This window comes from Planotetraspora sp. A-T 1434 (assembly GCF_025420585.1).
GTDB lineage: Bacteria > Actinomycetota > Actinomycetes > Streptosporangiales > Streptosporangiaceae > JAOEGB01.
Genome location: NZ_JAOEGB010000013.1, coordinates 155,636 through 178,537 on the forward strand (window position 1 = coordinate 155,636; position 22,902 = coordinate 178,537).

Annotated in this window: 20 protein-coding genes and 1 pseudogene; 11 read left to right on the forward strand and 10 right to left on the reverse strand. The window is 70.3% G+C overall.

Annotated features, from left to right (window positions below; genetic code table 11):
• The first annotated feature begins 241 nt into the window (after positions 1–241).
• A complete protein-coding gene (locus N5079_RS18725) occupies positions 242–892 on the forward strand; it encodes a DUF4352 domain-containing protein (protein ID WP_261585213.1) in 651 nt (216 codons plus the stop codon).
• A gap of 308 nt (positions 893–1,200) precedes the next feature.
• Positions 1,201–2,994, forward strand: a complete 1,794-nt coding sequence (locus N5079_RS18735) for an O-acetyl-ADP-ribose deacetylase (RefSeq protein WP_315967866.1) — start codon at positions 1,201–1,203, stop codon at positions 2,992–2,994.
• Between the two features lie 46 nt (positions 2,995–3,040).
• Here N5079_RS18735 and N5079_RS18740 read toward each other — a convergent pair whose 3' ends face one another.
• Positions 3,041–4,327 carry a CdaR family transcriptional regulator gene (locus N5079_RS18740; RefSeq protein ID WP_261585214.1) on the reverse strand — a complete coding sequence of 429 codons (1,287 nt, stop codon included), beginning with the start codon at positions 4,325–4,327 and terminating at the stop codon, positions 3,041–3,043.
• A gap of 185 nt (positions 4,328–4,512) precedes the next feature.
• Here N5079_RS18740 and N5079_RS18745 point away from each other — a divergent pair, with 185 nt between their 5' ends.
• The 4 genes from N5079_RS18745 to N5079_RS18765 all read left to right on the forward strand — a co-directional run bounded on the left by N5079_RS18745 (position 4,513) and on the right by N5079_RS18765 (position 10,015).
• Complete coding sequence (locus N5079_RS18745) at positions 4,513–5,442, forward strand: substrate-binding periplasmic protein (RefSeq protein WP_261585215.1); 930 nt, start codon at positions 4,513–4,515, stop codon at positions 5,440–5,442.
• Between the two features lie 19 nt (positions 5,443–5,461).
• Positions 5,462–6,967, forward strand: a complete 1,506-nt coding sequence (locus N5079_RS35375) for an amino acid ABC transporter permease/ATP-binding protein (protein WP_315967867.1) — start codon at positions 5,462–5,464, stop codon at positions 6,965–6,967.
• 1 nt (position 6,968) lies between these two features.
• Positions 6,969–8,225 (forward strand): NAD(P)/FAD-dependent oxidoreductase, encoded by a 1,257-nt coding sequence (locus N5079_RS18760; RefSeq protein WP_261585216.1) that lies wholly within the window; start codon positions 6,969–6,971, stop codon positions 8,223–8,225.
• Between the two features lie 377 nt (positions 8,226–8,602).
• Positions 8,603–10,015 (forward strand): MFS transporter, encoded by a 1,413-nt coding sequence (locus tag N5079_RS18765; protein WP_261585217.1) that lies wholly within the window; start codon positions 8,603–8,605, stop codon positions 10,013–10,015.
• A gap of 401 nt (positions 10,016–10,416) precedes the next feature.
• Here N5079_RS18765 and N5079_RS18770 read toward each other — a convergent pair whose 3' ends face one another.
• The gene (locus N5079_RS18770) at positions 10,417–10,656 is read right to left on the reverse strand and encodes a transposase (RefSeq protein WP_261585218.1); all 240 of its coding nucleotides are present in this window, start codon (positions 10,654–10,656) and stop codon (positions 10,417–10,419) included.
• A gap of 161 nt (positions 10,657–10,817) precedes the next feature.
• Positions 10,818–11,765, reverse strand: a complete 948-nt coding sequence (locus N5079_RS18775) for a helix-turn-helix transcriptional regulator (protein WP_261585219.1) — start codon at positions 11,763–11,765, stop codon at positions 10,818–10,820.
• Positions 11,766–11,827: 62 nt separating this feature from the next.
• On the opposite strand from N5079_RS18775, the gene N5079_RS18780 reads away from it, so the two are divergent.
• Complete coding sequence (locus N5079_RS18780) at positions 11,828–12,769, forward strand: alpha/beta fold hydrolase (protein ID WP_261585220.1); 942 nt, start codon at positions 11,828–11,830, stop codon at positions 12,767–12,769.
• Positions 12,770–12,975: 206 nt separating this feature from the next.
• Here N5079_RS18780 and N5079_RS18785 read toward each other — a convergent pair whose 3' ends face one another.
• Positions 12,976–13,989, reverse strand: coding sequence for a hypothetical protein (locus N5079_RS18785; RefSeq protein WP_261585221.1), 1,014 nt, complete (start codon positions 13,987–13,989; stop codon positions 12,976–12,978).
• A 59-nt stretch (positions 13,990–14,048) separates the two neighbouring features.
• Here N5079_RS18785 and N5079_RS18790 point away from each other — a divergent pair, with 59 nt between their 5' ends.
• Positions 14,049–14,441, forward strand: a complete 393-nt coding sequence (locus N5079_RS18790) for a hypothetical protein (RefSeq protein WP_261585222.1) — start codon at positions 14,049–14,051, stop codon at positions 14,439–14,441.
• Here the strand turns inward: N5079_RS18790 and N5079_RS18795 are convergent.
• Positions 14,324–14,865: pseudogene (locus N5079_RS18795) on the reverse strand (DUF4158 domain-containing protein); the annotation flags it as partial. The gene N5079_RS18790 and the pseudogene N5079_RS18795 sit on opposite strands and share 118 nt — an antisense overlap.
• A 505-nt stretch (positions 14,866–15,370) precedes the next feature.
• Between N5079_RS18795 and N5079_RS18800 the strand changes: the two are divergent.
• From N5079_RS18800 to N5079_RS18810, 3 genes are all read left to right on the forward strand, one after another.
• The gene (locus N5079_RS18800; RefSeq protein WP_261585224.1) at positions 15,371–15,961 is read left to right on the forward strand and encodes a hypothetical protein; all 591 of its coding nucleotides are present in this window, start codon (positions 15,371–15,373) and stop codon (positions 15,959–15,961) included.
• Between the two features lie 70 nt (positions 15,962–16,031).
• A complete protein-coding gene (locus tag N5079_RS18805) occupies positions 16,032–16,244 on the forward strand; it encodes a hypothetical protein (protein WP_261585225.1) in 213 nt (70 codons plus the stop codon).
• Positions 16,245–16,340: 96 nt separating this feature from the next.
• Positions 16,341–16,562: a hypothetical protein gene (locus N5079_RS18810; RefSeq protein ID WP_261585226.1), complete on the forward strand. Its 222-nt coding sequence runs from the start codon at positions 16,341–16,343 to the stop codon at positions 16,560–16,562.
• A gap of 28 nt (positions 16,563–16,590) precedes the next feature.
• Here N5079_RS18810 and N5079_RS18815 read toward each other — a convergent pair whose 3' ends face one another.
• The 5 genes from N5079_RS18815 to N5079_RS18835 all read right to left on the reverse strand — a co-directional run bounded on the left by N5079_RS18815 (position 16,591) and on the right by N5079_RS18835 (position 22,897).
• Complete coding sequence (locus N5079_RS18815) at positions 16,591–17,403, reverse strand: Cof-type HAD-IIB family hydrolase (RefSeq protein ID WP_261585227.1); 813 nt, start codon at positions 17,401–17,403, stop codon at positions 16,591–16,593.
• Positions 17,404–17,417: 14 nt separating this feature from the next.
• Entirely contained in the window at positions 17,418–18,740 is a 1,323-nt protein-coding gene (glf, locus tag N5079_RS18820) for a UDP-galactopyranose mutase (RefSeq protein WP_261585228.1), read from the reverse strand.
• A complete protein-coding gene (locus tag N5079_RS18825) occupies positions 18,740–20,821 on the reverse strand; it encodes a glycosyltransferase (RefSeq protein WP_261585229.1) in 2,082 nt (693 codons plus the stop codon). Before N5079_RS18825 ends, glf begins: the two co-directional genes overlap by 1 nt.
• A gap of 100 nt (positions 20,822–20,921) precedes the next feature.
• Complete coding sequence (locus tag N5079_RS18830; protein ID WP_261585230.1) at positions 20,922–22,322, reverse strand: MFS transporter; 1,401 nt, start codon at positions 22,320–22,322, stop codon at positions 20,922–20,924.
• A gap of 185 nt (positions 22,323–22,507) precedes the next feature.
• Positions 22,508–22,897: a nitroreductase family protein gene (locus tag N5079_RS18835; protein WP_410007807.1), complete on the reverse strand. Its 390-nt coding sequence runs from the start codon at positions 22,895–22,897 to the stop codon at positions 22,508–22,510.
• Positions 22,898–22,902 lie beyond the last annotated feature (5 nt).

Consider the following 22,902-nt stretch of genomic DNA (forward strand, 5'->3'; position numbering starts at 1 on the left):
TGGCAGGCATGAGGGAACGATCCAGATCAAATAGTCCGGGAAGCGACCCGAGTCCGTGCGCTGGAATCTACGGGACTCCACCGAAGCTTGTCCATAGCGAGAAAGCGCTTGTGCGCTCGCTTCACAGTCTGCTCTAATGCTGGACGTCTACACGAAGCGACCATGCCGGTGTGCCGCTGTTCGCCCCGTCCCGGGACGTACGCACGCTTGCGCCGCCGGCTCATCCCCCTCTGGAGATCTCGTGCACAACAACCCGCAGAACCCGGGCCCACACGGCTACGCGCAGCCGTACCCGCAGACCGTGATCGTGCAGAAGAAGGGCGGCGGCTGCCTGAAGGCCGTGCTCATCGGCACCGCCGTGCTCATCGGCCTGATCGTCCTCGGCACGATCATCAGCGGTGGGCACTCCGGCGGCACCGCGACTACGGTGGCATCCGCCCCTGATGAGAAGAGCACGGACGAGAAGACGAAGTCGGGGGACGAGCCGAAGCGGGCCGGCGTCGGTGACATCGTCAAGGACGGCAAGTTCGCCTTCAAGATCACCAAGGTCCAGAAGGGGCTGTCCCAGGTCGGCGAGGGCTTCACGGTCTCCAAGGCCCAAGGGCAGTACGTGCTCGTCCATCTCACCGTCAAGAACATCGGCGACGAGGCCCAGATGTTCAGCGACTCAGCACAGAAGCTCATCGACGGCAAGGACCGCCAGTTCGAAGCCGACTCCGGCGCCGCCGCCCTCGGATTGAAGGACTCCAACGCCTTCCTCAACACCATCAACCCGGGCAACGCGGTCAACGGCATCCTGCTCTTCGATGTCCCGAAGAACTTCCAGCTCAAGGCCGTCGAGCTGCACGACTCGATGTTCTCCGACGGTGTGACCGTCTCCCTGGCCGGCTGAGACATGAGGCACCACGGCCGCGTTCCGGGCTCCGTGCGCGGCGGTGCCATCGGAGGCGCCTGAAGCGATCCGCGCCCGAGTACCTCGTCAACGAGATCGGCCGCGACCGCGGCAAGGTCATGCTTCCCGTGGGAACCCGCCTGGTGATCGTCCACGCCGACGGCCCCTGGACCTTCGTCCGCCACTGACATGCTCCGTGACGACCGCTGATGCCTGTTCCGGCCCGCTGGATGAGGGACCGCGGGCCCTCACCGAAGTTCCCTGCAACTGAGCGCCGTCGTGGCACGCGACGGGCTTGAGGAATCCCAATGAAGATCAACTTAGTCCATGGCGACATCACGGAGCAGCCCGTCGACGCGATCGTCAACGCGGCGAACCCCGAGCTCATCCCCGGGGGCGGAGTCGACGCGGCCATCCACGCCAGAGGCGGCCCCGAGATCGAGGCCGACAGCCACGCCCGGTATCCGCACGGCATCAAGGTCGGGCGGGCCGCCGCCACGACCGCGGGCCGGTTGCCGGCCCGGTGGGTGATTCACACGGCAGGGCCTGTCTTTTCGACGCACGAGGACAGGGCGGCCCTGCTGACCTCCTGCTATCAGGATGCCCTGCGTGTGGCGGACGAGCTCGGTGCGGCCACGGTCGCCTTCCCCGCTGTGTCGACCGGCGTGTACGGCTGGCCGCTCGCCGATGCCGCCCGCATCACACTGCGTACGCTGCGAGCCACGAAGACGAAGGTCACCGAGGCGCGGATCGTGCTGTTCACCCGGGACGCGTATGAGGCATTCGAAACCGAGCTCAACAAGCTGAACGTGACGACCACGCTGGACGTCGACGTGGTCCCGCTCGACCGCTATGACGAGGTCACCGTGCTGGTTCAGATCTCCGCACCCGCTCAGGTGAGCGACAGGCCGCCCGCGACCCTGCAGGTGGTCCTTGACCGCAGCGGATCAATGCGGGGCGGCAAGCTCGCCGGGGCACAACGGGCTCTGCTGTCCCTGGTGGACCGGCTCGACCCCGTCGACCAGTTCGGCCTGGTCAGCTTTGACGACACGGCCCGGATCGAGGTGCCCAACGTACGGCTCAGCGACAAGGACGCCGCCCGGCTCGCGATCGCCGCCCTGCGTCCAGGGAGCGCCACCGATCTGTCCAGCGGACTGTTGCGCGGCATCCAGGAAGCACGGCGCGCCTCCGCCGACCAGGGCGCCAGCCTGCTGCTCATCTCCGACGGCCACGCCAACCAGGGCATCCTTGAGCACCAGGCCCTCGCGCAGATTGCCCGCGACGCCCGGGCCCACAACGTTTCGGTCACCACTCTCGGGTACGGGCTCGGCTACGACGAGGACCTGCTCGGCGCGATCGCCGACGGCGGCGGGGGCAGCGCCCTGCATGCCGGGGATCCCGATGCCGCCGGGCAGTTCATCGCCGCCGAGGTGACCGGGCTGTTGACCAAGACAGCCCAGGCGGCCTCGCTCGCCATCCGCCCCCGCGGGCCGGTGTCGTCCGTCAGCGTGTACGGCAGGCTGCCCAGCGCGACGCTGGACGACGCGACCGTGGTCGAGCTCACCGACTTCTACGCGGGAGAGACCAGGAAACTCCTGCTGCGCCTCGCCGTGCCCGGTATCGCGACGCTCGGCCTGGCCACCGTCGCCGACCTCGTCTTCACCTACGTCGAGACCGCGACGCTCACGACCTACACTGTGACCGTCCCGATCAACGTCAATGTGGTTCCAGGTGACGAGGCCGCGGGCCGCGTCCCTGACACCACGGTCGAGGCGGAGCGACTGTTTCAGGAGGCCCAGGAGGGCAAACGTACGGCCGTCGACCTCCTCGCGGAGGGTGACATCCATGAGGCCGCCCGCGTTTTGGGGATGTCCGCCTCTGCCCTCAGGAGAGCCGCGAGACGGCTGCCCGAACGGTCCAAGGAGTTCGATGACGAGGCCGCCGACCTCGACTACTACTCCGGCATGTCCCAAGTCGACGTCGGCCGGGCCCGCAAGGAGGCGTACCGCAGTTGGTCCAGCCGCACCCGCACCAGCGGGCGGCCCAATCAACCCGCCGCCCCGAGCGTGGACGACACCGACGACGGCCTCAACGAGGATTAGGGACTGACCCGCGGATCGCCGGAGGTGGGGCGGGACGCCTCCGGCGTCAGGTCGGCGGCGAATCCTCGAGTTGGTCGATGAGGCAGGCCAGGTAGACGGCCAGGCAGGTCCGGGGGTCGCGGAAGCTCTGCCCCAGTGCGGCCTCGATCTTGGCGAGCCGATACACCAGCGTATTGCGGTGGATGTGCAGCGCGGCCGACGCCTGGACGAGGTTGAAGCCCGACTCGCACCACGCCGTGATGGTCCGCCGGGTGGTCTCCCAGCCCGGCTGCTCCCGTAGCGGGCCGACCATGGCGGAGGCGAACCGGGCGCGGGCGCCGTGCGCGACCGTGGCGAGCAGGTCGTGCGTGCGGACGTCCGCGATGTGGGTGACGGGGTCGCTTCTCCCCAGGCGGTTGGCCAGGTAGAGGGCGGTCGTGGCGTCCCGGTAGGAGTCGTGGAGCTGGGCGACCGAGACCGCGGCGCCGCCGACGCCGATGCGGCACGAGTGGGGACGGACGAGGTCGCGGGCGATCTCCCGGCACCGCCCGAGGAGATCCGTGCTCGCGTCCTCCCCGCGGAGATGGTGCAACACGACGAACCGCCCCGAGGCGGCGGTCCCGACGAGGTCTCGCGGATCGGGGAACGCCTGACGGAGCATGCGCAGCATGGCCGACCTGAGCGTCGGGGGTTCCGACGGCGGCGGTGACTCCGGCGGGCCGACCCCAGACCCGGCCCCCGGCCCGAGCCCCGGCCCCACCCCAGACCCGACCCCCGACCCGGCCCCCGGCCCCATCCCAGGCCCGGGCCCGACCCCAGACCACGGCGCGCCGGCCTCGACGGCCACGTCGATCACGACGGCGCAGCGGCACAGCCGCAGTTCGTAGCCCAGCTCGCGAGCCTTGAAGGCGATGAGCTCGGGCTCGGTGATCTCAGGGTCGTAGTGCGCGAGGTCGCGCAGCACGTCCTCCACCGCGCTCTCCCGCAGCATCCGCGAGCGCAGCAGCAGGGACTCGCGCAGCAGGATCTCCGTCTGGTTGCGGACGACCCGGCCGAAGCGCTCGACCTGTCCGGGATCGCCGGTGATGCCGACGGTGCCGACCGAGTCGTTGTTGAGCAGGATCGGCAGCGTGACCCCGGGGAGGACGCCGATGAGGCGGTGCGCCTCCGCGGGGCCGTGGCTGGCCGGGCGCAGGGTCCGCATGACCTCGATCGACGCCTCGTGGAAGCTGCCCAGCCTCGTGACGTCTCCGCTCCCGATGACGATGCCGTTCTTGTCGGTGATGAGCACGTTGAAGCCGATGATCGCGCTCGTCTCCCGGGCGATCTCGTGGGCGATCGACGGCGTCAGCATCGATGCCTCGTCATCCCTGGGACTGTACGCCTCATACGAGCGTTTTTCCACGATAGACCGTGGATTCGTATTACTCGTCTAATGACCTGGCATAGCAGGCCACCTATGGTTCACCCAACAGCCTGGCGACGGCGACCAGCGACACCGTTGATCTCCAAGTCCCGCTCCCCCGAAGGGTGAATCATATGTGGACTTCTCGTGCACTCCGTCCGCGCCTGGCGGGCTTGGCGGCAGGGCTGGCCGTGGCTCTGATGGCCACGGCCTGCTCGTCGTCCTCGACCTCTGACGCGGCCGGCGGCGGCGACGGCCTGGGCACCATCGAGCCCGGTGTCCTGACGGTCGCCATCCAGCCGGCCGCGCCGTACACCGAGAAGAAGGGCGACGGGATGACCGGTCTCGACGCCGACATCGTCAACGAGATCGCCGCGCGCCTGAAGCTCAAGGTCAAGGTCGAGGTCACGGACTTCGCGGGCATGCTGGCCGGGGTTCAGTCCGGGCGGTACGACATGACGGTGGGCGGGGTCGCCTGGTCGGCCGAACGGCAGAAGTCCGGCCTGTTCACCGACCCGCCCTACTACTCGCCGCCGGCGATGGCGGTGCGGTCCGGGAAGACCTACCAGACCGTCGACGACCTGAAGGGCCTGAACCTCGGCACGGTCGAGGGATACGTGTGGGTCAAGTCGATCCAGCAGGTCCCCGGCGCCAAGCTGCACGCCTACCCGGACGCCAACGGCGTGCTCGACGACCTCGGCGCCGGCCGCGTCGACGTCGGGTTCCTCGACCCGCTGGTCATCCTCGCCGCGCAGCAGGCCCGTCCCGAGCTGAAGATCAGCACGCAGTACCTCACCCCGCCCACCGACCAGCAGGTCTCCGAGCACCCCGCGTACGACTACTTCCGGCCGTACATGGTCAGCTTCTACCTGCCCAAGACCGCCACCGCACTGGAGAGGGCATTCTCCGCGGAGATCGGCAAGATGTACGGCGACGGCCGGATGACCAAGCTCGCCCAGAAGTACGGCGCGGATCCGTCCCAGTTCCTCAAGCCATCCCCCGGCATGGCCGAGCTGCGGCGCAACGTCGACCGCCCCGCCGGCTGGACTCCGCCGTCCATCTGATTTCACAGGAGGAAACGGGATGTTCCAGGTCCCCTGGTCGGACTACACCGGCGAGCTGCTGGACGGCTTGCTGAAGACGGTCGAGTACACGGTCGTCGGCTTCGCCGGCGCGGTCGCTCTCGGGCTCGTCCTGGCGCTGATGCGGCTGAGCGGCCACCGGCTGCTCCGCTGGCCGGCCGCGGCGTACACCGAGGTCTTCAAGAACATACCTCTGCTGGCGATCGTCTTCGTCACGTACTTCGGGCTCGGCTCGGTCGGCGTGCGGCTGGACGTCTTCAGCGCGGGCGCTCTCAGCCTCGTGGTCTTCTACGCGGCCTATCTCTCGGAGACCTTCCGGTCGGCGATCGCGGGGGTGCACCACGGGCAGCGGGAGGCCGCCGAAGCGCTCGGGCTCAGCCGGATCAACGGCTTCACCCGGGTGATCTTCCCGCAGGCGCTGCGCCTGGCCCTCCCCGGCACCAACACCATGCTGGTCGACCTCCTCAAGTCCACCTCCTTGCTGGTCACGATCTCGGCCGCGGAGCTGATGTCGGAGGCCCGCCTCATCACGTCGGCGACCTTCCGTGCTCTGGAGGTGTACCTGGTGATCGCCGGCCTGTACTTCCTCCTGTGCTATCCGCTGTCGCAGGGCCTGCTCTGGTTCGAGCGCCGCATCAAGGCCGGGACGCCGCTGTCCCCGCGCCGTCGGCGACGGCTGCGCTCGGCGACGGCCCTGCTGGCGGAAGGAGGGGCCGCCGGGTCGATCTCCGAGTCCGTCGCCGACGCCGGGCCGGGCACGGTCCTCAGGATCGAGAGTCTCCGCAAGTCGTTCGACGGGCGCCGGGTGCTCGACGGGGTGAGCCTGACCGTGGACCGCGGGAAGATCATCAGTGTCATCGGGCAGAGCGGCGGTGGCAAGACCACGCTGCTGCGCTGCGTCAACCTGCTGGAACGGCCGGATGCCGGGGTCATCGAGGTGAACGGCGGGCAGATCTTCTCCGGCGGCGGCGCGACCCGCGATCTGGCCCAGCTGCGGCGCTCCGTCGGCATGGTCTTCCAGCGGTTCAACCTGTTCCCGCATCTGACCGCGGTGGAAAACGTCATGCTCGCCCAGACACTCGCCGGGGTGCCCGAGCGGACGGCGCTGGAGCGGGCGGTCCACCTGCTGTGCCGGGTGGGGCTCGCCCATCGGGGCACGGCATATCCCGAGCAGATGTCCGGCGGCGAGCAGCAGCGGGTCGCCATCGCCCGCGCCCTCGCGCTGCGGCCCGCCGTGCTGCTGTTCGACGAGCCGACCTCCTCCCTGGATCCGGAGTCCACGTCGGAGGTGCTCCGGGTGATGCGCGAACTCGCCGAGGACGGCATGACGATGATCCTCGTCACTCACGAGCTGACGTTCGCCCGGGACGTCGCCGACTGGGTGGTCTTCGTAGACGGCGGCCGGATCATCGAGGAGGGCCCGCCCGGGCTTCTGCTGGGCAGCCCCAGGGAGCCGCGGACCAGGGCCTTCCTGGCCAGCCATCTGTCGATCAGCGCGGAGGCCTGAGATGCCGATCGGACCAGTCCTGGTCGTCGGGGGCGGCGTCGTGGGCCTCTCTCTCGCCCACTATCTGACCGCGGCGGGGATCGAGGTGGAGGTGGTCGAGCGATCCGGCCTCGCCTCCGGAGCGTCGTGGGGCAACGCCGGGTGGGTCTGCCTCAGCCACTCGACGCCTGTGCCGGGCCCCGGCGTCGTCCGGTACGGCCTGCGGTCGCTGGGCCGCCCCGACTCGCCGCTCTACCTGCGGCCGTCGGCGGACCCGCGGTTCCTCGCGTGGCTCTGGCGGTTCTGGCGCAGCAGTGGCGAGAGCACGTTCCGCCGGGGCTACGCGGCGCTCGCCGACCTCAACCGGCCGACGTTCGACCTGTTCGAGGAGCTCGCGGACGCGGGGGTCGACACCACGCTCCGGCGCCCGGGGCTCGTCCACGCCTTCCTGTCGGCGGACGAGGCCCGTCACCACCTGCGGATCCAGCAGGTGATGGCCTCCGGGCGCTACGACATGCCCGAGGACGTCGTCGAAGGCGACGAGGCGCACCGGCTCGACCCCGCGCTTTCACCGGAGGTCCGGGCGGCCTACCTCGTCCGCGGCGAGGGCGTCCTCGACCCCCGGCGCCTGGTGGAGTCGCTGGGCGAGGTGGTCCGCGACGCCGGCGGAAAGGTCCACGAGCACGTCGAGGTGACGGGGTTCCGCACGGTGGGCGGCCGGGTCGCCGGCGCCCGCACCAGCGCCGGTGACATCGACTGCGGCTCGGTCGTCATCGCGGCGGGCATGTGGTCCTCCCGCCTGCTCCGCCACTTCGGCCTGCGGCTCCCCCTGCAGGCCGGGAAGGGCTACAGCTTCACCGTCGAGCTCGAAACGGCACCCGAGCACTCCCTCTACTTCGGGGACCGCCGGATCGTGGCGTCCCCGATCGGGGGCACCACCAGGCTCGCCGGGACGATGGAGCTGAGCGGCGACGACCGCCGGCTGAACTGGCAGCGCATCGTGGCGATCGCCCGTGGGAGCCGCCGCTATCTCGGCCGCTGGTTCGAGGACCAGGACGATCTGCCGACGCTGATCCGCGATCCATGGGTGGGCGGCCGCCCGCTGCTGCCCGATGGCCTGCCCGTCATCGACCGGCTTCCCGGCCGCGACGACGTGTTCCTCGCCACCGGGCACGGCATGCTGGGCGTGACGCTCGGGCCCGCCACCGGCAGGGCCCTGGCCGACTACGTCCTGTCGGGCCGGCGCCCGCCGGTGCTTGCCCCCTTCGGGTTCAGATGACGCGACGCCCCGGAAGGCGCGGCGTGAGGCGATCACCGAGACAGATAATGAGTGCCCGAACAGGACTATCAGCCTCATATGGCGATGCCTGGCCACATCTGGCCACATCTAGCTACATCTAGCCACAGACCATGAACGACTTGACAAACCACACCGCCGTCAACAGTCTTAGACAGAGACGATCTGTTAATTAGACCATCTGGGGGCATGTTCATGGCGCGCCGGTGCTTTGTATACACCCATCCGTACGGCCGCCCCGCCACATGAGCGACTCTCCGGCGCGGGTGCACGCGATGCAGCCGTCAGAACACGTCACCACGATGAGCGCCGACCGGACTCAGGTCACTCACGGTGCCGTCGACGTCAGCGGAAAGCGCATGACCTCCCCACCTGAACCCGCCACCGGGCGCGGTGGCGCCGCCGTGCTCGTCCTGGCCTTCTCCGGCATCGTCGTCGCGGTCATGCAGACGTTGCTGGCACCGCTGCTACCGAAGCTGCCGGTCCTGCTGCACGCCCCGGCCTCCGACACCACGTGGGCCATCACCGCGACTCTGCTGTCCGGTGCCATCGCCACCCCCGTCATGGGCCGGCTCGGCGACATGTACGGCAAACGCCGGATCTTCTTCGTGAGCCTCGGCCTGCTCGTGGCGGGTTCGCTGGTCTCGGCGGCCACCGCGTCGCTGCTGCCGATGGTCATCGGCCGGGCGTTGCAGGGCAGTTCCATGGGCGTCATCCCACTGGGCATCAGCATCATGCGCGACGAGGTTCCCAAGGAACGCCTGGGGTCGGCGATGGCGCTGATGAGCTCCTCCCTGGGCATCGGCGGCGCACTGGGGCTGCCCGCCTCCGCCGCGATCGCCCAGCACCTCGACTGGCATCTGCTGTTCGTGATCTCGGCCGGGCTGGGGGTTGCCGCGATCGTTCTGACCGCGTTCTTCGTGCCCGAGTCAAAGGTGCGGTCACCGGGCCGATTCGACGTTCCGGGCGCGCTCGGCCTGTCGGCGGGGCTGATCTGCCTGCTTCTGGCGATCTCCAAGGGCGGCGACTGGGGCTGGACCAGCACCACGGTCATGAGCCTGTTCGCCGCCGCCGTCGTCATCCTGGCCGTCTGGGCGGTCGTCGAGCTGCGCATCGCCGAGCCGTTGGTGGATCTGCGCGCCACCGGACGCTCACCGGTCCTCCTCATCAACGTCGCCTCGATCCTGGTCGGGTTCGTGTTGTACGCGCAGTCCCTGGTGCTTCCGCAGTTGCTGCAGCTGCCCCGGGCGACCGGCTACGGGCTCGGCATGTCGCTGATCTCCGCGGGGCTGTGCATGGCTCCGGCGGGCCTGGTGATGATGGTCGTCTCTCCCCTGTCCGCGCGCCTGTCCGCGGCACGGGGCCCGAAAATCTCGCTGCTGCTGGGCGCGGCCATCGCGACCACCGGCTACGCGCTGGGCCTGGAGTTGATGGGGGCGGCCTGGCAGGTGGTCCTGACCTCGACCGTGACGGGCACCGGCATCGCGTTCGCCTACTCGGCGATGCCCGCCCTGATCATGAGGGCCATCCCGCCGTCGGCGACGGCGGCCGCCAACGGGTTCAACTCGTTGATGCGGGCGATCGGCACCTCGACCTCCAGCGCCGTGGCCGGAATGGTGCTGGCCGGCACCAGCCAGTCCTTCCGCGGCATCGCCGTGCCTTCGATGGACGGATTTCGCACTGTTTTCCTGATCGGTTTCGCCGTCGGAATTGTTGCCGTGGTGAGTGCCGCATTGATTCCCGCACGCCGGGCCAGGCACGGCCGCTCCTAATACATCGCGTAAACCGCGCACCCGCGCAACCGCCATCCCGTGATTTCCGTGCGGGATCGCGATTGCGCGGGCTTTTGCTGTTCGTGGGGACGGTCGGCCGCATATGTGCCGGATGACACATGTGAACTTCACGCGCCAGGTGCCGGACCGGTAGGCCCGGACATTGGCCCGGAAGCTGCCGCCGGAGTCGGTTGTGATCGTGTCGACGCTCCTCCAGTCACCGGAGCCGCTGGAGTGGAAGTAGACGCTGATGCGCTGGCGCCCGACGCGGCACCCGTCGGTCGCGCGGCTGCGCAGCCTGCCGCCGAGAGAAATCCGATGTGCAGGGAGTCGCGGATCGTCCCGGACACGACCTTCGCGCCGCGTCCCCATGCCTCGGTCGTTCATCGCGTTCAGCCACGTCATACCGCGTTTGGAGCCAAAGTTCTGGAGACGTGCGACAGCCGCGACCGCTCCAGCGCCTCGATGCCCTTCTTCGCGATCGGCCGGTACCCGACGTTCAGTGAGTGCGCCGTGAGGCACGCGGCGATCGAGATCGGCAGGTCCTTCAACCGGGACCGGCCGCGGGACACGGCGGTGAACGCCTCGGCGAGCTCCGGCACCCACAACATGACCTCCAGGATCGCCTCGGGCAGCTCCACGCGCGGGAGCATCGGGGCTTGAGCAGCAACCCTGCGGCCAATGGCGTTAGCGAGCCGATGGGGCAGGGCTTACCGCCACCGACCGGTCCGATGTGGGTGGACGCTAACACTGGATGCTCGTCGAGCGTGCTCAGCACGTGGGTTGAGCGCCCGTGCCGGCGTCAGCTGTATCGCTCGACGAGCGCGTTGCCGATCGAGGCCAGGTGGTCTCGCACACCCGGGGGGCCGGTCACTTCGAGCCATTCGACCAGCCCGGCGAGTTCGCCGGCGAGGGTGTAGTGGTCGTGGCCGCGGATCACGACGTCGATGCGTCCGTCGGTCGTGGTGCCTCCGACTTCGAGTCGGTCGCCGAACCCGATCCGGAGAATGCCTATGGCGTGGGGCGCGCAGACGGCCTGGACCTCCAGAGGTGTTCGTTTGCGGTCGATCTCGTCGGCGATCTCGCGCCAGCTCTCGGCGAGGTCGAAGTCCTCGGGCCGGTGCACGGGATCGCCGGTCGGGTCGGCGGATGTCACGCGGTCGATCCGGAAGGTCCGTCGGCCGGTCTCGGTGTGGGAGACGAGATACCACGCCGGGCCTTTGGCGACGATGCCCAGCGGGTGGACGGTCCTCTCGGTTCCGGCGCCTTTGCTATCGACATAGCCGAGCCGCACCTGGACGCCGCGGATCACCGCGTCCTGGAGGTCGTCGAGGAAGCGAGGTGGTCGGTGCTCGACCCGGCTCGACCCCCATCGTCGCGGGTCCATGACCAAGGATGATGCTGCTGCTTCGGCTTGGGCGCGGAAGGGTTCGGGCAGGGCTTGGACGAGTTTGCGCAGGGCTGCTTTCACGGCCGGGGTCGCGGCCGAGGCCGGGCCGGCGACCAGGAACAGGGCGCGGGCCTCACCCGCGGTCAACCCGGACAGGTCGGTACGGGCGCCGCCCACCAGGCGCCAGCCGCCGCCCCGTCCTTGCGTGGAGTACACGGGCACCCCGGCCATGGCCAGGGCGTCGAGGTCGCGGCGGGCGGTGCGCTCGGAGACCTCCAGCTCCCGGGCGACCTCTGCCGCTGTCACCTGCTCGCGCCGTTGCAGCATGAGGAGGACGGCCACCAGCCGGTCGGTTCGCACGCCCACAAAACTCCCACACAAACCGGTCATGAGGTGACCGGTTTCGGCGTCAGGATGGCGCCATGACCTCAACCGATTTCCCCGAGCCCACCCTCATTCCGGTCAACGGTGTGGAACTCGAAGTCTTCGAAGCGGGCCGAGAGAACGCGGGAAGGCCCATCGTGCTCTGCCACGGCTGGCCGGACCACGCCTTCACCTGGCGCCACCAGATGCCCGCCCTCGCCGCGGCCGGCTACCACGTCATCGCCCCGAACCAGCGCGGCTACGGCAACTCCTCCCGCCCGGCCGAGGTGACGGACTACGACATCGAACACCTGTCGGGTGACCTCGTCGCGCTCCTGGACCACTACGGATACCAAGACGCCACGTTCATCGGCCACGACTGGGGCGCGTTCGTCGTCTGGGGCCTGACCCTGCTGCACCCCACCCGTGTGAACAAGGTGATCAACCTGAGCCTGCCCTACCAGGAGCGCGGGGAAAAGCCGTGGATCGAGTTCATGGAAGACATGCTCGGCGGCGACTTCTACTTCGTCCACTTCAACCGGCAGCCGGGCGTCGCCGACGCCGTATTCGAAGACAACACCGCCCAGTTCCTCCGCAACCTGTACCGGAAGAACCAGCCGCCGCCGGAGCCTCAGCCGGGCATGGCACTGATCAACCTCGCCAGAGCGCAAACACCCCTCGGCGAACCCATCATGAGCGACAGCGAACTGGACGTCCTCGTCTCCGCCTTCGAAACATCCGGATTCACCGGCGGCATCAACTGGTACAGGAACCTCGACCGCAACTGGCGCCTCCTGGCGGACGTGGACTCGATCATCCACCAGCCCGTCCTCATGATCTACGGCGACCGGGACCCGGTCGCGAGGTCGGAAAACCTGGCAGAGTTCGTGCCCAACGTGGAAGTGGTCTGCCTGGACTGCGGCCACTGGATCCAGCAGGAAAAACCCGAAGAAACAAACCAGGCCATTCTCAAATGGCTGGACAAGCGGGATGACGCCTAACGTCTCGTGATCCAAGCCTGCGAAAACGCCTGGCCACTGAGAGTTCTGGGCTCACTACCGCGAGGGCTTCCCGAACCCTGGGGATTGAGCGGCTCGGTCCATCCCACGCAGGCCCGCATCCGGAACCAGCACCCGCATCGGACCGGTCAGTGGCGGTAAGCCCTGCCCCATCGGCTCGCTAACGCCACTGGCCGCAGGGTTGCTGCTCAAGCCCCGCATCGCCGTGGTGCGGGCCCGCAGGTCCCACCAGGGACGGCGGTTCCTCGATCGCCTTCACCCCGGTCAGGTGGATCTTCCCCGCGCCGTCGACCCGGACGTCGGGGTTGGCGATCAGCCGTCCGCCGACCTCCTTGAGGGCGTGCGGGAGTGCTCGGCCAGCAGCGCGTCCGGGTTGTCGGGAGGCTGAGCGCGGTCAGCGCGTTGGGCCGGATCGCCTCCTCCCACTGCGGTCCTTCCAGCAACTCGGCCTGCGGGTTGCGCCACTTGGTGGAGGCGTCGGTGTAGATCTCGCGGCGCTTCAAGCCGCGCCAGAACTGCTCCAGCACGCAGAAGGCGTAGGCGTGCCGGTTCACCGAACCGTCGTCGCGGACCGGGTGCCCGAACACCAGGCGCTTCCACGGCCCGTTCACCACGTCGGCGTCGACCAGGCGGCCGGGGATCAGCGGGGCGGGCAGGCGGCTGCGGTAGCCCAGGATGTCCGGCAGCGCCTTCATCGCCTCCAGGACGGACGTGCCCTCAGCGTTCGCGCCGAAGGAGATCACCTCGGGCAGCAGCTTCAAGAACCCGGACACGGTGGTGTAGCGGCCGACCAGCTCGGTCCGCCAGTCGTCGGGGTCGGCGGCGTCCGCCGGCGGCACGTTCTCATTCACTAGGACCAGCGCCGCGCGCAGATCGGCGCGGGAGATGACCGTCTCGAGCGCCTCCCACACCTCGGCCACCCGTACCTCCTCATCCGGGCCGCCCCACCCGTCGGATTCGAACAGCGCCTCCACCGCGACCCCCAGCCGGGCCGCGGACTTCGCCAGCTTCGGGTGCTTGCGGACCTTCTCCTTGTTGGAGGCGTTCTGCGCCTTGTTCACCAGCTCGGCCGCCATCAACAGATCCAGCAGATCCAGGGTGTCGTCGACCGACTCGCCCTCCAGGAACCGGACCGTGGCCAGCAGCGTCGCCAACCGGCGGCCGTCCGGATGCCTCTTGAGCGCGGAAGCGTCTGCCCGCATCCCCGTACTTGGCGAGCTCGCCCAATCGGCGCTGCGGCACCAATGCCTCGGCGCCCAACTTGGCGAGCTCCAGGCCGTCGATCTCCGACACCTGGTCCAGGGCCTTGATGATGGTCGGGCCAGACGCCCGCGGCGCCACGCCCTTTCGCCACCGCTCCAGATCCGACACCCGCGAGGCGGGCGGGACCTCCAGCAGCTGGTCCAGAACGTACCGCTGGCCGACCGTCAGCAGCCCCTCCAGCACGCTCCACAGCCGCTTCGTCGTGTCGTCGCGGACCTTCGCCACCAGCCGGACCAGCGTCGTCACGCCCGGAAGCAGTACCTTCCGCTCCCGCAGCCACCCCACCCCATCGGTGAAGATCGCTTTCGGCCCGTCGCCCGACGTCCACGACCGGGCCGCCACCCACGTCACGAACTCCGGCTCGACCGAGGCGAAGTCCTTCCACTGGTAGGCCTGCCGATCTCCTCCTGATGATCGAACGGCCTCGGCCGCCGCTCGGTGTACCGCTTCACCTGCGACGGGTCCTCGACACCGAGCTGATCGGCCACGAACTCCAGCACCACCCCCGGCTCATCCAGAGGATCCTCCAGGAACGTCCCGAGCCAGCGCACCGTCACGAGCTGCAGCGCGAACCCGAGCTTCATGTGCTCGCCGCGCCGCCGGCCGACCAGAGCCCGGTCCTCGTCATCGAGGAAGAACACCCGCTCCAGATCAGCCTGCGACGGCGGCTCCGCGAACCGCCCGTACGCCGCCGCCTCATCATCGGTCAAGAACTCCACAGGCATAGCCCGCAAAGTAGGACCGACCCGCCAGTAACCAACGCAGAGCCACTGAACCGTTGCAAGACCCCCGCCCGGCCTGGCAGCCGTCCGCATCGGAACGGCCAGTCACGATAAGACGAGCCCGCTGGGCTCTTTAACCTGACTGGCCGTTCGGTTGCTGCTCAAGCCCCTAGCCCCGGGGGGATCACCCCGGGCGGGGCCGGAATGGCGGCCCTGAGGCCGCTCAGGGCCGCCGCAGAGCCCGAAGACGCCTTCCGGCGGGAGATCGAGCGGCGCGGCCTGGTCGAGCCGGAGCCCTCCCCTGTCTCCCCGGCCAGACAAGCCGGGCCCGCGCCCGGGCCCGCGCCGCCGCCGAGCGCGCCATCCGCGTCGACCACGAGCCCGCCGAGGTCCCGCGCAGTCGGCAGTATCCCGAGCAGGCCCGGAAGCTGGCCGCGCTGCGCGAGCGCCTGGCGCGTCTGACCTCCCCGGAGGCCGCCACCCAGGCATGAAGGCGCGGCCTTTGGTTGCCGGCGAGCGCCTCCTGCGCGGCGGCTAGCCGGTTGACCGCAGAGGCGAGCGCGAGGCTGGCGAGTTACCGGTGGCGTCGGCTGGGGTCGTGGTCGACGAGTGCCGCGGCGACGGCCTCGGGGCTGGGGTTGGTGTAGATGCCAAGGCTGCGCAGGGGCCGGTCAAGGACATTGCAAGCGCGCTGCAGGGGGTCTGCCCGTCAATGGTGCTCAAGCCCGCCTATGAGGAGATCACGATGAACCGCAGCCTGCGCGCCATGTTCGGCCTGACCGCCGCCGCCGCGACCATCGCCCTGGCCGTCCCGGCCATGGGCGGTGCCGCGAGCGCCTCACCGTCGCCTTCCGATATCAACAACTCCAGCCATGCCCACGATGTCGCACAGGAGCGCTCCTTCCTGTTCTCCTACACCTTCAACGACCACCTCAAGGTCGCCGGCGGCAATTTCACCGTCGATCACCGCGTCTTCCTGGTCGTCAAGTTCAACAACGGCGTCACGAAGTTCTCTCGGTGGGTGGTAGCCCGCACTCATCCCGTCACGCCGGGCGGCGCCATCTACGTGGAGACGACCGTCGCCGCTCCCTGTTACGGGGGCAGCAACGGCTACGCTCAGGCATATGACGAGGCCACCCGCACCTGGTCGCCGACCTTGCCCGTGAGGATCTGCCAGCGCATCGACTGACGGCCGGCCCGGGCCCGATGGCATCTCGTGTCGCCCCGCAGCGCGAGCGCGCGAGACCGGCGGGGATTACTTGGAAGCGCAGACGGCGCCGGAGCGCGACGCCGAGGCGATCGACCTGGTCGGCGCGGCTGACCAGGTCGGGTCCCGTCAACACGTACGGGCCGTGGACTGGTTGGCCGCAGTCCGCGAGCAATACGGCAACAGCCGCATCAGCGACATCGCGCTCGTCAACGACAGCCGTGCGCGCCATATCCGGACCCGCCACCACGTCGCCCGCTCGTAACTGCGCCGCCCAGCCACGGGGGTTGGAGGCCGACGTGTCGCTGCGCAGCACCACCGGTCGCAGGCCGGCATCGCGCAGCAGGGCTTCCATGTCCGCGTGCACCTGAACGATTGGATCACTCTGACGAACGGCCTGGTCGTCTACGGCTGTCGAGGACAGGTAGACGACGCGGGGTGCCGCTGCCGCGAGTTCCGGCAACAGGCCGTGCACGGAGGCGGCGTCGAGCAGCGGCCAGATGAGAAAGACGGAGTCGACCCCCACGAGGGCGGCACGCGCCGCGCGATCACGCCGATCCGGGTGCGGCCTCGACCGGCGTGATCGCGTACGGCACGGGCGTCGGGACCGGTCAGGCGGGGAACAGCTCCTCGATGACCTGGGCGACGCCGTCCTCGTCGTTGGAGGGGATGATGTGACCCACCGCGTCCAGGACGGTCGGATGCGCGTTGGCGACGGCGTACGAGGTCCCGGCCCAGGCGAGCATGGGCAGGTCGTTGGGCATGTCCCCGAACGCGACGACCTCGTCGGGCGTGATGCCCAGGTCGGCGGCGAACCGGGTCAGCGCGTGGGCCTTGCTGACATCGGGGGCGATGGCCTCGACCAGGCGCAGGCCGTTCGAGTGGTAGACGGTGACCAGGTCGCCGATGGCGGGGGCGGCGAGCGCCAGCAGGTCGTCGGCGGAGAGAGTCGGGTGGCGGCCGACGAGCTTGGGGGCCGGGCGGCTCCACAGCTTGTCCTCGCCGGGCCGCTGGACGGTGATGTCGGCCTCCCAGTCCCATGGCTCGTACAGCTCGTCACCGGCCATCTCATGGGCGTACTCGACGGCCAGGCCGATGCCGGGGATCGCCTCGCGCAGGCGGCGGGCGGCCTCGGCGAGGGTGGCGGTGCCGATGGCGTACTCGTCGATGACGCTGTGGGTGTGCATGTCGTAGACGAAGGCCCCGTTGGAGCAGATCGCGGTGCCGTGCGAGCCGACCGCGTCCGCGACCGAGCCCATCAGACGGGGCGGGCGTCCGGTGACGAAGACGAACTGGGCGCCGGCCGGTTCGATCCGGGCGAAGGCCGCGGTGGTGCGCGCGGAGATGGTGCCGTCGCTGCGGACGACCGTGCCGTCCAGATCGGTCGCGATGAGGCGGGGGCGGGGATGCGTTCCAGCGGTCATATGCGGCGGTGTCCTCAGGGTCGTGGTCCGGTGGCGATGGTGGCGGGGTCCGGCAGCGCGGGGGCGGGGTCCGGCAGCGTGGGGGCGGTAAGAGACGCAGTCACTGGGCCGACCGGGGAATCGTATTCGGCTCCCGTCCGGCCGTGGTCCGCCGGGTCGGCCAGGTCGGCGGGATCGGGGCAGACGCCCCAGCGCGGGGCCAGGCGGTTCGCGTACAGCGACAGCGCGGAGGCGATGGCCATGTGCATGTCGAGATAGCGGTAGCTGCCGAGCCGGCCGCCGAAGTACACGTCCTTCTCCCCCTCGGCCAGGGCGCGGTAGCGCAGCAACCGGGCCCGGTCCTCCGCCGTGGCCACCGGATAGTACGGCTCGTCCTCGCGGCCGGCGAAGCGGGAGTATTCCCGGACGATGACCGTACGGTCCTCCGGATAGTGGCGCTCGGGGTGCAGATGGCGATACTCGTGGATCCGGGTGTACGGCACCGACTCGTCGGCGTAGTTCAGCACGGCGGTGCCCTGGTGGTCTCCCACGTCGAGCACCTCGGTGTCGAAGTCCAGAGTCCGCCAGCCCAGCACGCCCTCGCGGTAGCCGAAGTAGCGGTCGATCGGACCGCTGTAGACCACGGGGACGCCGGGCGGGACGCGGTCGTGGACGGCGGCGAAGTCGGTGTCCAGCCGCACGTCGATACGCGGGTGGTCGGCCATCCGGGTCAGCCAGGCGGTGTAGCCGTCCCGGGGCAGCCCCTGGTAGCGGTCGTCGAAGTAGCGGTTGTCGAACGTGTACCGCACCGGCAGCCGGGTGATCACGTCGGCCGGAAGCCGGTCCGGGTCGGTCTGCCACTGCTTGCGCGTGTAGCCGCGCACGAAGGCCTCGTAGAGCGGCCGCCCGATGAGGGAGATGGCCTTGTGCTCCAGGTTGTCGGCCGTCCGCGGGTCATACTCGGTGGCCTGCTCGGCGATCAGCGCCCTGGCCTCCTGCGGGCTGAGCTGCCGGTCGAAGAATCCGCAGATGGTGGCGAGGTTGAAGGGCATCGGATAGACGCGGCCCCGGTGCACCGTCCAGACCTGGTGGCGGTAGTCGGTGAACTGGGTGAAGCGGCGGGCGTAACGCCACACCCGCGTGTTCGACGTGTGGAAGAGATGCGAGCCGTACCGGTGGACTTCGATGCCGGTGCGCGGCTCGATCTCCGAGTAGGCGTTGCCCCCGATGTGATCGCGCCGCTCCAGCACCACGACCCTGCGGCCCAGTTCCTCGGCGACCCGCTCGGCGACGGTGAGGCCGAAGAACCCGGCCCCGACGACCACCAGATCCGCTCCGGCGAAGGGCCCGCGGCGCATCAGCGGGCTCCTTCCGGGGACGACCCGAACAGGCGGGCCCAGTTCTCCCGGCTGCTCAGCGCGGGCAACGCGGCCCGGTAGCGCTCGCGCACGCTCGGCCCCTCGCGCAGCAGCCGCCAGAGGACGGCGGCGGCCGCCCTGGTCAGCCGGGTCTGGCGGGCCGAGTCGTAGCGCCGCAGCCGGACCCCGCGCTGCGAGGCGTCGGTCACCACGGCCGCGCCCAGCGCAGCGACGTGCCACCAGTGGGCGTCGGCGTGCCGCACCGCCGCGTACACCCGCCCGCCCCGCCCCTCTCCCCCATCGCTCGGCAGGCCCGTCACACCGCGGGCCCGGCGTGCGGGCGTACGGCCCGGCGCCCCCAGCGCGGCGAGGAGCGGGGCGAGCAGACCCTTCAGGAGCGCGAGGTCGCGCAGGCGGGGGCCGGGAGCGGGGTCGGCGATGACGATCGCGTTGGAGGGCAGCCCCGGCACGTCGGTGGCCGGATGGCACTGGGTCTCGGGGTGCTCGGCGCGCAGCCGCCGCAGCCGGGTCAGCGCCTCCTGGCCGCCGTCGGCGAGCACCTCCGGCCCGGCCAGGAAGTCCTCCATGGCGGCGATGACGGTGGCGGCCGCGCCGTACTGCATGCCCAGCAGGTACGGCACGAGCTCGGCAACGAGCGTGCGGATCAGGGTGGGCAGCGGGAACCGGCCGTGCAGCGCCGAGATGATGGTGTAGTTGCGGACGATGAAATAGCGGTTGACCTCGTCGCGGTCCTTCCAGGCGAAGTCGGTGTGCCACAGCCCGGCTCCCGGCAGGGTGAGGGTCGGGAAACCGTGGGCGCGGGCCCGGTAGGAGTACTCGGCGTCGTCGCCCTGGAAGAACAGCGGCAGCGGGTAGCCGATGGCGGCCGTCACCTCGGCCGGGATCAGGCAGGCCCACCAGCCGTTGTAGCCCGCGTCCAGCCGCAGCTCCTGGCGCTCGGGGTGGCCCGTGCGCGGGTCGGGGGCGATCAGGTCGGCCTCGTGCGGGCTGTGCGGCATCAGGGCGCCGGGCCTGGCGCGGTCGAGGTCGGTGTACTCGGCCCCGGCGTGGAGCCTGCTCGGGTGCAGCAGGGTGAGCATCTGGCCGCCGATGATGAGCGGCTGCGCGGCGCTGGCGGCGAAGGCCGTCATGCGCACCAGCAGGTCGGGCTCCAGCAGCACGTCGTCGTCCATGAACAGCACGTCCGGCGGGAGTTGGCCGTCCGCCGCGATCCCCGCCACCTCGTACAGGCCCCGGCTGAAGCCGCCCGCGCCGCCGAGGTTGGGCTGGGTGAGGTAGCGCAACCGGCCGCCGAGGGCGAGCTCGGCCTCGGGAAACCCGGCCCGGTCGCGGACCCGGTCGCCGCCCTGGTCGACGACGTACACGGCCTCCAGCGTGGACAGCGCGGTGTGGTCGTCCGCGAGGGCGACGAGGTTGCCCAGACAGGCGTCGGGGCGGTCCATGGTGCAGATGGCCGCAGCCGTACGGCGCGGCCGGGCTGGGGCGGGGACGGTCCACCGGACGTCCGCCACGGTGAGCCGCTCTCCGGGGCCGGTGCTGACGTCCAGCCAGAGGGCTCCGCCGTCGAGGAACCGGTCGAGCTGGGTGGTCAGCGTTATCTCGGTGTCCGCGGCCTCGTTCACGGTGTGCGCGTCCACCGTCCGGGTGCCGCCGTGGGAGTCGGACGCGCCGAGCAGCAACCGGCCCGAGCCGGTGGCGGTCAGCCGTACGGTGACCTCGGGGATCCTGGTCCACCGCTGCCAGTGGGACGCGGGGAAGCGCCCGAAGTAGGTGTTGCCGCTCACCGTCGTGGCGGGCTCCAGCCGCATCCGGGTGCGCCCGAGCGTGGCCGCCCCCGGGCCGACCTGGGCGTACAGCGCGGGGTCGACCAGGTCGGAGGGGCCGCGGAACAGGCCCCGCATGGCCAGCAGGGCGGTGCCGGGTGAGCCTGCCGGGAGCGTCGCGGAATCGAGAGCGATGTCGGCGGGGATGTCGGCCGGGATGTCGGCCGGGATGTCGGCCGGGATGTCGGCCGGGATGTCGGCGGGGATGACTGGGACAGCCGGGCGGGTGTGGTTCAAAGAGACTCCCGTTCGGACTCGGGTCGGGTCGGCGTGACCAGGGCGTCGGCGGCGGTGGCGGTCTCAGTGACGTCTGTGCGGCGTGCCGGCGTCGGCGCGACTACGGCCCGGAGGTCGCCACGGGCGGCGAAGCGGCGGCGCTTGCCGGATCGGTGCTCATCGGACTTGTGCTCGCCGGACTTGTACTCGCCGGACTTGTACTCGCCGGACCGGTGCTCGCCGGACCGGTGTTCGCCAGATCGGCGGTGCCGGTCGGCTGGGCGGTGCTTGCGTGATCGGCCGGGGACGGGCCGTCACCGGCCGCCCGGCCCACCACGGAGGGACCGAGAAGACCGATGGCCAGCGCGAGGGCGGCGGGCAGCAGTAGAGCCGTGGTGAGCGAGGTCCGATCGGCGAGCAAGCCGACCAGACCGGGCCCGGCGAGCGCCCCGACGTAGGCGAGGGTGGTGACCCGGGACAGGGCGCGGCCGACCTCGCCGCCCGACCCGGCCGCGCTGAACAGGGTCGGCACGACGGTGGCCAGGCCGACGCCCACCACCGCCCATCCGGCGAACTCGACGGCCAGGCCCCCGGTCCGAAGGTGGGACGCGAGCAGCACCAGCACGTAGCCGGCGCTCGCGGTCGCCCCGGCCAGGGCGATGCCCCGGCGTGAACCCAGCCGGGCGCGGACGCGGTCGCCGACCAGGCGCGAGCAGGTGAGAGCGGCGGCGAAGACGGCGTAGACGAGGGAAGCCGTCGCGGGGCTCGCGTGCACGTCTCGAGTGGCGTGCAGAACGGCCCAGCTGTAGCCGGCGCCCTCCGTGATGAAGCCCGCCATGGCGAGCAGTCCCAGCATGAGGATGAGCCCTGACGCGAGCGGGGGCCGGCCCGCGGCTCGGGACGCCGACGGCTCCGCGTGCCCGGTCGCCCCGCTCCCGACTGCCGCGACGCCGCTCCCGCCGGCGACGGCCGCTCCGGCGGGGAGGCGGATGAGCAGCAGCGGTCCGGCGAACATCACGGCGCACAGAGCCCCGGCCGCGCCGAGCAGCACTCGAAGGTCGAGACCGGCGGCGAGCCCGGCGGCCACCGCCGCCCCGCCCGCGACCGCGCCCAGGCTCCACACTCCGTGGAACCCGGACATCAGCGGCCGGCCCTCCGCCGTCTCGACGACGACCGCCTGAGCGTTCATGGAAACGTCCAGCGCCCCGAGCCCGGCGCCAACCAGCAGCCCGGCGGCCAGCAGCGCCGGGTAGCCGCCCGCCGTCGCGGGGGCCAGCAGGCACAGCGCCGCCACCGGGGCGCACACTGTGACTACGGCGCGGCTGGAGAGGCGGTCGCACAGCCGTCCCGCGAGGGGCATCACCAGGATCGAGCCGAGACCGCCCAGCAGGAGGACCGTGCCCATGCGCCCCGGGCTCAGGTGAAGGTGCCCGATGAGCGTGGGCAACGCGGCGCTCCACAGTGCGCAGCACACCCCGGACAGCGCGAAGACACCCGTCACGCCCCACCGCGGCCTGGACACCGGCCCACCTCCCCAAGTGCCCTTGCCGGGCGCCGAATCGCTGTCGCCAGTGCCACCAGGCTAGTTAATAAACTTTTCTAACTAGTGACACGGAAAGGATCTCTTGGTGCTGGGCGACCGTCAAGGGGCTTTCGGATCCGCCGATAATGACGGGGTAGGTGGCGGCGTCAACCGGCTTCAGCGGGTCACCAGTGGTCCCAGTGCGTCACCGACTCCACCGGTTGCCGGGGCGCCCGGCGGAAGTCGACGCCGATCGTGTGCGCCACGGGGATCAGCGCCACCTGGGTCGTCTTCTCGTACGGATCGCCGATGATCTCGGCCATCTCCCGCTCGTACGGCAGATGCATGGTCGTCCAGGCCGCACCAAGCCCGCGCGCACGGGCGGCGAGCATGAAGCTCCAGGTCGCGGGCAGGATTCCGGCCCAGTAGGCGGCCTGCTCGCCCGCGGTGCGCTCGCACCGTACCTTCGCAATCGGGATCAACAGGTAGGGGACCCGATGCAGGTCTCCGCCAGGTGTTCGGCCGAACCGAAGACCCAGCAGCGGTTGGTGAAACGTCGGCGACGACGTCTCGATCTACC

Excerpts from the sequence above, each read along its gene's own strand:
- N5079_RS18735 (WP_315967866.1), top strand. The coding sequence starts at position 1,201 with ATGAAGATCAACTTAGTCCATGGCGACATCACGGAGCAGCCCGTCGAC.
- N5079_RS18745 (WP_261585215.1), top strand. The coding sequence starts at position 4,513 with ATGTGGACTTCTCGTGCACTCCGTCCGCGCCTGGCGGGCTTGGCGGCA.
- N5079_RS18765 (WP_261585217.1), top strand. The coding sequence starts at position 8,603 with ATGACCTCCCCACCTGAACCCGCCACCGGGCGCGGTGGCGCCGCCGTG.
- N5079_RS18815 (WP_261585227.1), bottom strand. The coding sequence starts at position 17,403 with ATGACCGCTGGAACGCATCCCCGCCCCCGCCTCATCGCGACCGATCTG.
- N5079_RS18740 (WP_261585214.1), bottom strand. The coding sequence starts at position 4,327 with ATGCTGACGCCGTCGATCGCCCACGAGATCGCCCGGGAGACGAGCGCG.
- N5079_RS35375 (WP_315967867.1), top strand. The coding sequence starts at position 5,462 with ATGTTCCAGGTCCCCTGGTCGGACTACACCGGCGAGCTGCTGGACGGC.
- N5079_RS18760 (WP_261585216.1), top strand. The coding sequence starts at position 6,969 with ATGCCGATCGGACCAGTCCTGGTCGTCGGGGGCGGCGTCGTGGGCCTC.
- N5079_RS18785 (WP_261585221.1), bottom strand. The coding sequence starts at position 13,989 with ATGCGGGCAGACGCTTCCGCGCTCAAGAGGCATCCGGACGGCCGCCGG.
- N5079_RS18780 (WP_261585220.1), top strand. The coding sequence starts at position 11,828 with ATGACCTCAACCGATTTCCCCGAGCCCACCCTCATTCCGGTCAACGGT.
- glf (WP_261585228.1), bottom strand. The coding sequence starts at position 18,740 with ATGCGCCGCGGGCCCTTCGCCGGAGCGGATCTGGTGGTCGTCGGGGCC.